The sequence below is a fragment of the Ruegeria sp. K11 genome, from assembly GCF_056531905.1.
In genome coordinates, this window is sequence record NZ_JBQFMP010000004.1 from 272,103 (window position 1) to 283,235 (window position 11,133).

Sequence of the window (11,133 nt, forward strand, 5' to 3'; positions counted from 1 at the left end):
CATCAGCCCCGCATCGCTTTGCCCTGCGGGTCATAGGGCGACGCGGCAATGATCCGCGCAGGCCGCTCGACCCCCACCACATGCACCGACAGCTCGGTTCCCGGCTCGGCCCTGTCCCGATCCACCAGCGCCATCGCCAGAGATTTGCCGGTGTAGTGCCCATACCCGCCCGAGGTCACAAAACCGACCCGTTCACCGCCTGCCCAGATCGGTTCATACCCGCTGGCATCCGCGTCCAGCGCATCGACCTCAAGCGTCACCTGCACCTGCGCGGGGCCATTTCCGTCGCGTTCGGCCAAAGCCGCCTCTTTGCCGACAAAATCCTTGTCCCAGTCGATCCAGCGGTCCATGCCCGTCATGCCGGGCGTGTAAAGCTGCGTGAACTCCGCCGACCAGATGCCAAAGCTTTTTTCCAGCCGCGTCGATAGCATCGCGTTGAAGCCACACTCGCGGATACCCTCATCCGCCCCGGCCTCAAGCAGCATCCGGCGCAGCTTGATGTGGTCGCCATAGCGGCAGTTGATCTCGTAGCCCTTTTCACCGGTCACCGACATCCGCGCGACGCGGGCGCGGACCAGACCGATATCGAAATCTGCACACCCCATGAATTTCAGGCCACCGAAATCCTGCTCCGCCAGCTTCTCAACCACCGCCTGCGATTTCGGGCCAACAACGGCAAAGCCGCAATATTCCTCGCCCAGATCGCGGACATTGACGCCGTCCATCATGCGATCATCGAACCAGCGCATATGCCAGGCGCGCAGGTAATAGCTGCCCATGATCCACCAGGTGCCGTCGCCCCAGTTCAGCACGGTCAGATCGCCCTTGAGTCGCCCGTTCTCGCCCAGCATCGGGGCGAGTTTCGCCCGACCCGGCGCGGGCAGTTTTGAGGCCATGACCTTGTCCAACCATGCCTCAGCGTTCGGACCCGAGACCTCAAACCGCGAAAAGCCCGAGATATCCATCAGGCCCACGCCTTCGCGGATCACCTTGCATTCCTCGGCCACGATATCATGCGCGTTCGACCGCTTCAGCGTCGGTGTTTCCTCAAACCCGTTCGGCGCAAAATACAGCGGCACTTCGAGATCCCAGCTGACGCCCCATTTGCACCCCGCATCCGTCATCGCGTCATGCGCCGGGGCCATTTTCAGTGGGCGACCTGCGGGCAATTGCTCGTTCGGATAGGTCATCACAAAGCGGCGCGAATAGAACTGCCCCGTGGTTTCACGGATATAGCGCTTGTTCTGTGCGAAATCGCCAAAACGGGCCACGTCCATCGGCCATGCATCGGCCTCGGGCTCACCATGGATCATCCACTCGGCCAGCGTCTTGCCGACGCCGCCGCCCTGCAGGAACCCGGCCATCACCGCACAGGCAGACCAATAGCCCCGCTTGCCCGGCACCGGCCCGACCAGAGGGTTCCCGTCCGGCGCAAAGGTAAACGCGCCGTTCACCCAAGTCTTGATGCCGACATTCTGGATCGACGGATACCGCTCAAAGCCCAGCATCAGTTCATTTTCGATCCGATCAAGCTGTTCCTGAAACAGCTCCTCGCCATAGTTCCATGGCGCGCCATCCATGGCCCAATGTTCGTGCTCGACCTCGTAAATGCCGACCAGAACGCCCTTCTGGTCCTGCCGCATATAAGTGAACCCTTCGAGGTCCACGGTCATTGGCATCTCAAAATCTGCCTGCGCTACCTCGGGCACCGTATCGGTAATCAGATAGTGGTGCTTCAGCGGAGAAACCGGCAGTTCGACCCCCGCCATGCGCCCCACTTGTTTGGCCCAAAGGCCTGCGGCGTTGACCACATGCTCACATGTAATGGTGCCCTTGTCGGTCACGATCTCCCATCCGTCAGCCGTCTGCTTCAGACTTTCGACCTTGGTTTCCTCATAGTATTCCGCGCCGCGTTTCTTAGCGGCTGTCGCATAGGCCTGCACCGTCCCGGTCGTGTCGATATAGCCCTCACGATCCGCCCACATCGCGCCCAGAACGCCATCAGTGGACATGATCGGGCAGCGTTTCTGTGCTTCTTCGGGCGACAGCAACTCGCAATCATCAATGCCGATGGACTGGAAAATGCGATAGTTCGCCTGCAACCATTCCCACCGCTCGGGTGTGCCCGCCAGCGTCAGACCGCCCGTCATGTGCAGACCGATATTCTGGCCCGATTCCTTCTCGATCTCGCTCAGCAAATCGATGGTATAGGCCTGCAACGCCGCCATGTTCGGGTCCGCGTTCAGCGCATGAATACCGCCTGCCGCGTGCCATGACGACCCCGAGGCCAGACGGCGACGTTCCAGCATAACCACATCTGACCAGCCGAACTTGGCAAGATGATACAGAACCGAGGCGCCCACGACGCCGCCCCCGATGACCACAACGCGATACTGAGATTTCATCCTGCGCTCCCATGCATGACTCGCTCAGGACGCTAGTAGCACTGTTCACTTCTGTCTAGACATTTCTGTCCAGTCCTAATGCCGGGCAAAACCGCATCTAAACCTGTGCGCTGGGACGGGCTTTGATCCCGTCGAACCAGGCTTGCGTTGCCCTGTTGCCTTCGGGGATGCGTGTTTTCACCACACGGGCGAAATCGACGAAAACAAAACCGGTGATATCCGCCAGCGAAAAGACGTCGCCCGCCAGATAGGGGGTTTCACTGAGACGGTCTTCCAACAGGTCAAAAAATGCAGCCAAACGGCGCGTACCGCGTTCGACCAACTCAGGGATCTGAGCGTAATTCTGTGGGCCGGGGATGGCGCGGTTTTCGAAAACCGGGTGAGAATTGCGCAGCATATCCGCGATTGGAATACCGCCCTGATGCTCGACAATGGCGTTCCAGGTCAGCACCAACCCTTTTTCATCCGCCGTTCGTCCCATAAGCGGAGGCTCGGGGAACCGCGCTTCAAGATAGGCCGCGATGCCAAGATTCTCGTTCAGTACCGTGCCGTCATCCGTCACCAGCACCGGAAGGGTCAATCGCGGGTTCACTGCGCGAAAGGCATCGCTGAGCTGTTCTCCTTTGGCGATCGAGACGTCCTGCGTTTCGATGTCCAGCCTCTTTTCGGCAATGAACATACGAGCACGTCGCGGGTTTGGTGCGGTTGCGCAATCATAAAACAGCATCTCGATCTCCCTTTGCGCCTGATTAGCGGCGGTAGATGAAACAGCGCCCCTCGACGGCGCCCTCGGGCAGTGCAAGCTCGGTCAGCGTGTCAAAATACATGCGGTCGCTGGACACCATCAACCCACCGGGAGCGAGCAAAGGTTCAATCAGCGGAGAGACAAACCGCGCGAATGCATCGTTCTTTTCGCGGTTATGACCTCCCAGATCTGCGTGGATCAGACTGGCCGTCGCACCGAACCGTTCGACCGAGGCCGGCAAGGTTTCGCGCACGTCCCCCAAGATCACACGGTCCTCGGGCGGTGTGGAATCGGGATGCGACGCCACCGCGCGCTCGAAGACATAGATCGGACGGTCCGAAATATACTGCGCCATGTGGTGATAGGTGCGCCCGTTCCCCAACCCCAGTTCGAACACCGGGCCCGGCTGACCCGAGGTCTGCGCAATGGCATAATCCAGGCAGGCGCGTTGCGACACCATACGGTCGATAAACAGGTCCAGGCGGCTTTGCGTGTCGGGCACCGGGCGTTCTCCTTGGGTTGGGCTTGTCATGTGAATAAAGGTCGATTCCGCCCTTTGATTACAAAAACTCAAGCCTTTGTGTACCCGGTCACGGGCCAGTTTCGTCATTCCGCGACAATTAGCATGAAGAAGGTATTTGACTAGCACGCCCCAACCGCGCGAAACTACGACTAAAAAAATAGATCAGGGAGTTCTCTAAGCCGATGTCCATTTGCGGCCTGCCGGGTGGAATACCCGCATGAGTGCGTTGTTGTCTGTCCGGGACCTCAGCATCGGTTTTGGTGCAGGGCCTGACGTCGTTCAGAACGTCAGTTTCGATGTCGATCCGGGGCAGACACTGGCACTTGTCGGAGAGTCCGGGTCAGGCAAGACAATCTCGTGCCGTGCGGCGCTTCGCATTCTGCCCAGGACCGCCCAGATTCGCAGTGGCAGCGTTACGCTGAATGATGCGCACGGCACCGCCGATCTGACTGAAATCAGCGAACGCCAGATGCGCAGCATTCGGGGCAACCGAGTGTCGATGATCTTTCAGGAGCCGATGCGCTCGTTGTCGCCGCTCCACAAGATCGGCAACCAGGTCAGCGAAGTACTTTGGCTGCATCGTGGCGCGTCCGAAAGTCAGGCGCGCAAGGAAGTCATCCGTCAATTCGAGCGAGTGGGATTCCCGGATCCTGACCGCGCCTACGACAGCTACCCGTTCGAGCTGTCAGGCGGCATGCGGCAGCGGGCAATGATCGCAATGGCAATGGTGGCCAAACCGGAACTGCTGATCGCGGATGAGCCGACAACGGCGCTGGATGTGACCACGCAGGCGCAGGTTCTGGGACTGATCAAAGAGCTGCAGCGCGAAACCGGGATGGCGCTGATTCTGGTGACTCATGATCTGGGCGTGGTGGCCAATATGGCTGAAAAAGTCGTCGTCATGCATAAGGGCCGTGTGATGGAGGCAGGCCCCGCCGCGCCGATTCTGACAGAACCTGCGCACCCCTACACCCAGCAACTGTTCAACGCGGCCCCCGCCATTCCCGATCAGGATGCCGTGGGCATCCCGATGCCCGACGACGACCTGATCCTGCAGCTGAAGAACGTGTCCAAGACGTACTCGATGCGGGCCAGCAAGGGCTGGAAAGCGGATACCAAGATCCATGCCTGCCGTGGCGTGGATATGAAGCTGGCACGCGGCAAGACATTGGCGATCGTAGGCGAAAGCGGGTCGGGAAAGACCACCGCCGCCCGAATCGCACTGGGTGCCGAACTGCCCGATCCCGGCGGCGAAGTTCTGTTCACCGCCGCCACTGAAAGCCAGCCAATAACCGTCAACCAAATGACACGGGCCGAGCGGACAGCGTTTCAGCGCAAGGCGCAGATGGTGTTTCAGGACCCCTACAGTTCTCTCAGCCCGCGCATGCGGATTCAGGATGCGATGACCGAACCGCTGGAAATCCATGGTCTGGGCACCACGGCCGAACAGCGCGACAAGGCCGCCGAAATGCTGCTTCGCGTTGGGCTGAATGATGACATGCTCAAACGCTACCCGCATGCCTTTTCCGGCGGTCAGCGGCAGCGTCTGTCGATTGCCCGCGCCATGATGCTGGACCCCGAGATGATTGTCTGCGACGAGCCGACCTCGGCGCTGGATGTCTCGGTGCAGGAACAGATCCTGACCTTGCTGGAAAAGCTGCAGGACAGCCTGAACCTGTCTTATCTGTTCATCTCGCACGATCTGGCCGTTGTGGCCCGGATCGCAGACGAGGTGGCCGTAATGCGACGGGGTCTGGTTGTCGAGCAAGCCCCGCCCGAAACCTTGTTCTACAACCCCCGTCACCCCTACACCAAAGCGTTGATCGCGGCGCAGCCCGAACCGGATATCAATCGCCCGATCAACCTGAAACTGGTTGCATTAGGCGCCGGTTCGCCTGAAAGTTGGGATGACGCCTTTAGATTTTCCGACTCCGTGATACCCTCACTCATAGAGATGGAGCCCGGCCATAAGGTACGTTGCCATGTTTAAGACCACTCGTAATCTGTTGCTTGCCACGTCGATGGCCGCTTTTGGGATGCTGCCCGCTACGGCAGAAATCCCGTCTAACCTGCAGGAAAACGAATTCTGGAAATCCGAAGTCGAAAACGGAAGCCTGCCACCTGTGGCCGAACGGGTGCCTCAGGACCCGTTGATCGTCGATATGGTCGCCAAGGGACGCGCACCGGGAACCCCCGGCGGAACATTGCGCACGATGGTCACCCGGTCGAAAGACATTCGGCAAATGGTGGTCTATGGCTATGCCCGACTGGTCGGCTTTGATTCCGAATACAACATAGTCCCTGATTTGCTCGAATCTTTTGAAAACGAAGGCAGCCGCAAATACACGCTGCGTCTGCGTCAGGGGCATAAATGGTCTGACGGGTCGCCTTTCACCTCCGAAGATTTCCGGTACTGGTGGGAAGACGTGGCCAATCACGAAATGCTCAGCCCCTCCGGGCCGCCCGATTTCCTGATTGTGGAAGGCAAACCGCCCAAAGTGTCTTTCCCCGATGCCACAACAGTGGTGTTCGAATGGGACGAGCCGAACCCGAACTTCCTGCAAAGCCTCGCTCAGGCCAGGCCGCCTTTTATCTACCGGCCATCCGAGTTTCTGAAACAGTTTCACGAAAGCTACGCCAATACAGAAGATCTGGCCTTTCAGGTGGAAGATGCGCGGGTCACCAGTTGGGCCGCGCTGCACAACAAACTGGACAACCTGTACAAGTTCGACAACCACGAATTGCCGACGCTGCAACCCTGGCTGAATGCAAGCTCGGGCAAGAAAATCCGGCACAATTTCGTCCGCAATCCGTACTACCACCGCATTGACTCCAATGGGGTGCAGCTGCCCTATATCGACGTGGTCGAGATGGAGATCGTGGCTCCGGGGCTGGTCGCTGCCAAGACCAATGCGGGTGAAACCGACCTGCAAGGGCGCGGATTGGCGTTTCGCGATGCCTCGATCCTGAAAAAGGGCGAGGCCGAGGGAAATTATAAGACGCTGCTTTGGAAAACCGGCGTCGCTTCGCAGATCGCCATTTACCCGAACCTGAATTTCGAAGACGACGTCTGGCGCGAGGTTCTGCGAGACGTTCGCGTGCGTCGCGCCTTGTCGATGGCGATTGACCGCAAAACCATCAATCAGGCGCTTTATTTCAAACTGGCCCAACCCGGTGCTATGTCGGTCTTGCCTGCCTCGCCGTTCTACAACGAAGAAAACGCGCAAGCCTGGGCTCAATATGATGTCGATGCCGCCAACGCCCTGCTGGACGAAGCGGGTCTGAACGAACGTGACAAGGATGGTATCCGCCTGTTGCCGGACGGACGACCCATGGAGCTGATCATCGAAACCGCCGGAGAACGGCAGGAGGTCGAAAACGCGCTGCAAATCGTCACCGACACCTGGCGCGAAATCGGGGTTGATCTGGTGATGCGCCCGCTCGATCGGGACATTCTGCGCAACCGCGTGTTTTCGGGCAATTCGATGGCGTCAGTCTGGTTCGGTTGGGATGACGGTATTCCGCAGAACCACACCTCACCCGCATATCTTGCCCCCACAGATCAGGTCTTTCTCGCCTGGCCCAAATGGGGGCAGTATTACCAAACCGGGGGCGATGCCGGCGAGCCGCCAGACATGCCCGAGGCCGAGCGCCTGATGGCTCTGGCGCATGATTGGGAAATCGCCTCGACCGATGAAGATCGCGCCGCCGCGTGGAACGAGATGCTGAGCATCCATGCCGATCAGCTTTATGCCATCGGTATTCTGAACGGCGCGCCTCAGCCCATTGTCGTGTCGAACCGGCTGCGCAACGTGCCGGAACAGGCCATGTGGGCCTGGGAGCCCGGTGCGCATTTCGGCATTCACCGACCGGATGAATTCTTTTTCGCCGACTGACAGGAGCAGCTAAATGATAATGCTGCGCTATGTGGTGTATCGCTTTTTCACGATGCTGCTGACGCTGCTTGTCGTGTCGATGCTGATCTTCGTGATTATCAACCTGCCACCAGGCGATTACCTCAGCAACCAGATCGCCGAATTGCAGGCATCGGGCCAGTCTGCAGGCGTGGCCAAGGCCGAATTCCTGCGGCAGGAGTATGCGCTGGACCGCCCCATGTGGGAACAATATCTGATCTGGATGGGGTTCTGGGCCGGCCCGCATGGGTTCGAGGGGCTTATTCAGGGCAATTACGGCTGGTCCTTTGAATTTGACCGCCCGGTGGCCGAGATCGTTGGCGACACCTTGTGGCTGACCGTGGTCGTGAATCTGGCCGCCATCCTGTTTGTCTATGCCGTCGCCCTGCCCCTCGGCGTCATCGCCGCCGCGCGGTCGCGCACATGGATCGACTATACCTCGGCCTTTGTGGGTTATCTGGGTCTGGCAACACCGAACTTTCTGCTGGCGCTGATCCTGTTCTATTACGGCCACCGCTATTTCAACCTGCCCATTGGCGGCCTGATGGACCCATCTTTCGAGGGTCAGCCGATGAGTTGGGACAAGCTGAAATCCATCCTGGTGCACCTGATAGTACCAACCTTTGTCATAGGCACCTCGGGCGCTTCCGCGATGATGCAGCGACTGCGCGCCAACATGTTGGACGAACTGGGCAAACCGTATGTGGAGACTGCTATCGCCAAAGGCATGGCCCCGTCGCGGATGCTGACAAAATACCCGCTGCGCGTGGCATTCAACCCGTTCGTAGCCGATATCGGCAACCTGCTACCCTCGATGGTGTCCGGCTCGGTTCTTGTGTCGGTGGTGCTGGGCTTGCAAACCATCGGACCGACCTTGCTGACGGCGCTGAAGACGCAGGATCAGTTCCTGTCGGCCTTCATCCTGATGTTTGTGGCGCTGCTGACTCTGATCGGTACCATGATCTCTGACATCCTGCTGGTCATGCTGGACCCGCGTATTCGATACGAAGGGCGCGAAGCATGACCAAACATCCCGATGATCGCTATGTCGACGACGCGCCGTTCGATCCGCAAGCCTCGATCCAACAGCTCGAGCGCGCCGATCTGGATGCCCCCAACTGGGTGCTCGTCTGGCGCAAGTTCCGGACCCACAAGCTGGGCCTGATCTCGGGCGTCTTTCTGTTGCTGTGCTACCTGATGCTGCCTTTTGCCGGATTCATTGCGCCCTACGGCCCAAATGACCGGAACGGAGAGCACCTGTATGCACCGCCGCAATCCATCAACTGGTTCCACCAAGGCGAATTCATCGGCCCCTATGTTTATCCCATCGTAGCCGAGGCCGATCTGGAAACGTTTCAGTGGAAATTCGTCCCCAACACCGAAGACCCGCGCCCGATCAAATTCTTTTGCGAAGGATCCGAGTACAAACTCGCAGGGTTGATCAAATCCGACACTCACATGTTCTGCGCCCCTGATGGGGCCACGCTGTTTCTGTGGGGGTCCGACCGTCTGGGCCGCGATGTGTTCAGCCGCATCCTCTACGGGGCACAACTGTCGCTGACCGTGGGCCTGATCGGCATTTCCGTGTCTTTCTTTCTGGGCATTCTCTTTGGATCAATGGCCGGATATTTCGGCGGCAAGATCGACTGGGTTATCAACCGCGTGATTGAAATCCTGCGCTCTCTGCCGGAACTGCCTCTGTGGCTCGCTCTCTCAGCCGCCGTGCCCTCAAACTGGAGTCCGGTTGCAGTTTTCTTCATTATTTCGATCATTCTGGGCATTCTCGACTGGCCCGGCCTCGCCCGATCCGTGCGCGCCAAATTCCTGTCCCTGCGCGAGGAAGAATATGTGCGTGCAGCCGAAATGATGGGCGCAAGCTCGGGCCGGGTGATCCGTAAGCACCTGTTGCCGAATTTCATGTCGCACCTGATCGCCTCGGCCACCCTGTCAATCCCGGCCATGATCCTCGGAGAAACCGCGCTCAGCTTCCTTGGGCTTGGCCTGCGCGCCCCGGCGGTCAGCTGGGGGGTGATGCTGAACGACGCGCAGAACCTCGCCTCGATCGAGATTTACCCGTGGACCGCGATCCCGATGCTGCCGATCATCGTGGTGGTTCTGGCGTTCAACTTCCTGGGTGACGGGCTACGCGACAGCCTGGACCCTTATCAGCAATGAGCCTGCTCTCGGCCCTTCCGGCGACAGACAGTTACCAGACACATGGCTCGGGCGCTTTGCCCAGCGCATTTGCGGTGTCCAAGCTTGCCACAGCAAGTTTCGCCGCTGTCGGGCAAGAGCTGGCGCGCTTTATGGGGGCCACGGGGCTTGCGCCTTTATCCCCCGAAGTTTCGGTCGATCACCGTCTGGCGTCGCTGTGGTATGGGCATTCCTTCAAGCCCGATGGGTGGGAAATGCCCAATCTGTGGGATGCGGTCGCGGGCGATTACAGGGCGTCAGACGGTTGGATTCGCCTACACACCAACCTGCCACACCACAGAGCGGCAGCCTTGAAAGTGCTGGGCGTCGCAACAAGCAGAGATGCAGTTGCCGCAGCCGTACAGAGCCACACTATCGCAGCACTTGAAGCGGCCATTGTCGGCGAAGGTGGCGTTGCCGCCGCGATGCGCAGCCGCGCAGACTGGCTGGACCATCCACAGGGGCGCGCTGTTTCGCGTGACCCGCTGATTGGTTGGACCCATCCGCGCCAGATCACCTTGCGTGACCGGCCTCAGGCTACCGCGGCGCGCCCTCTGGCCGGTTTACGCGTGCTTGACCTGACCCGCGTTCTGGCGGGCCCGGTCTCAACACGTACCTTGGCCGGGTTCGGGGCCGAGGTCCTGCGCATCGACCCGCCCGGCTGGGACGAGCCCGGCGTGATCCCTGAAATCTCGCTTGGCAAACACTGCGCCTATCTGGACCTGAAAGCCTCCAACGGGCTTGATCTGCTGAAACAGCTTCTGTCGCAGGCGGATGTGTTTGTACATGGGTATCGCCCCGGCGCATTGGACGCGTTGGGTCTGGACCTGAACACCCGCGATGCGCTTGCACCCAACCGGGTCGAGGTGACGCTGGATGCCTATGGCTGGCAAGGCCCATGGGCGACGCGGCGCGGTTTTGACAGCCTTGTGCAAATGAGTACCGGAATAGCCGATGCTGGCCGCGCATGGGCCAGGACAGACAAACCGGCGCCCCTGCCCGTGCAGGCGCTGGATCATGCCACCGGTTACCTGATGGCGGCAAGTGTGCTGTCTGCGCTGGCAACGGCCGCCGCCGGATCGCCCATTATGCTGGCCCGCCTGTCTCTGTCCCGCACTGCCGAGTTGCTAGCCGCCTTGGGCAAGACAGATGACGACGCGCAAACCATCGAAGCCGGGCCCGAAGACTATTCCGAGGCGTGCGAACAATCCGATTGGGGCGCCGGCCACCGGTTGAAACCTGCGCTAAAGGTCGGTTCAACCGCGATGTCGTGGCCTTCGCCTGCGTCTAAACTGGGCACATCCCGACCCTGCTGGAGCGGTACAGCCGCCTAGCACCTCCGCCGCGCGGAAC

General features: G+C 59.8%; 8 protein-coding genes. 5 read left to right on the forward strand and 3 right to left on the reverse strand.

The window, feature by feature from the left end; translation table 11 throughout:
• Window positions 1–2: 2 nt before the first annotated feature.
• From ACR0K4_RS08465 to ACR0K4_RS08475, 3 genes are all read right to left on the reverse strand, one after another.
• A complete protein-coding gene (locus tag ACR0K4_RS08465; protein ID WP_480517494.1) occupies window positions 3–2,405 on the reverse strand; it encodes a GcvT family protein in 2,403 nt (800 codons plus the stop codon).
• A 97-nt stretch (window positions 2,406–2,502) separates the two neighbouring features.
• Window positions 2,503–3,132: a glutathione S-transferase family protein gene (locus ACR0K4_RS08470; RefSeq protein WP_480517492.1), complete on the reverse strand. Its 630-nt coding sequence runs from the start codon at window positions 3,130–3,132 to the stop codon at window positions 2,503–2,505.
• 22 nt (window positions 3,133–3,154) lie between these two features.
• Window positions 3,155–3,682, reverse strand: a complete 528-nt coding sequence (locus ACR0K4_RS08475) for a class I SAM-dependent methyltransferase (protein WP_480517490.1) — start codon at window positions 3,680–3,682, stop codon at window positions 3,155–3,157.
• A gap of 208 nt (window positions 3,683–3,890) precedes the next feature.
• On the opposite strand from ACR0K4_RS08475, the gene ACR0K4_RS08480 reads away from it, so the two are divergent.
• Genes ACR0K4_RS08480 through ACR0K4_RS08500 form a run of 5 tightly spaced genes read left to right on the forward strand, consistent with a single transcriptional unit; the run spans window position 3,891 to window position 11,114 of the window.
• Window positions 3,891–5,663, forward strand: coding sequence for an ABC transporter ATP-binding protein (locus tag ACR0K4_RS08480; RefSeq protein WP_480853596.1), 1,773 nt, complete (start codon window positions 3,891–3,893; stop codon window positions 5,661–5,663).
• Window positions 5,656–7,569: an ABC transporter substrate-binding protein gene (locus tag ACR0K4_RS08485; RefSeq protein WP_480517487.1), complete on the forward strand. Its 1,914-nt coding sequence runs from the start codon at window positions 5,656–5,658 to the stop codon at window positions 7,567–7,569. The genes ACR0K4_RS08480 and ACR0K4_RS08485 overlap by 8 nt, the downstream gene beginning before the upstream one ends.
• Window positions 7,570–7,582: 13 nt before the next feature.
• Window positions 7,583–8,611 (forward strand): ABC transporter permease, encoded by a 1,029-nt coding sequence (locus ACR0K4_RS08490; RefSeq protein WP_480517485.1) that lies wholly within the window; start codon window positions 7,583–7,585, stop codon window positions 8,609–8,611.
• A complete protein-coding gene (locus ACR0K4_RS08495; RefSeq protein ID WP_480853598.1) occupies window positions 8,608–9,762 on the forward strand; it encodes an ABC transporter permease in 1,155 nt (384 codons plus the stop codon). The genes ACR0K4_RS08490 and ACR0K4_RS08495 overlap by 4 nt, the downstream gene beginning before the upstream one ends.
• Window positions 9,759–11,114, forward strand: a complete 1,356-nt coding sequence (locus tag ACR0K4_RS08500; protein WP_480517481.1) for a CoA transferase — start codon at window positions 9,759–9,761, stop codon at window positions 11,112–11,114. The genes ACR0K4_RS08495 and ACR0K4_RS08500 overlap by 4 nt, the downstream gene beginning before the upstream one ends.
• Window positions 11,115–11,133: the final 19 nt, after the last annotated feature.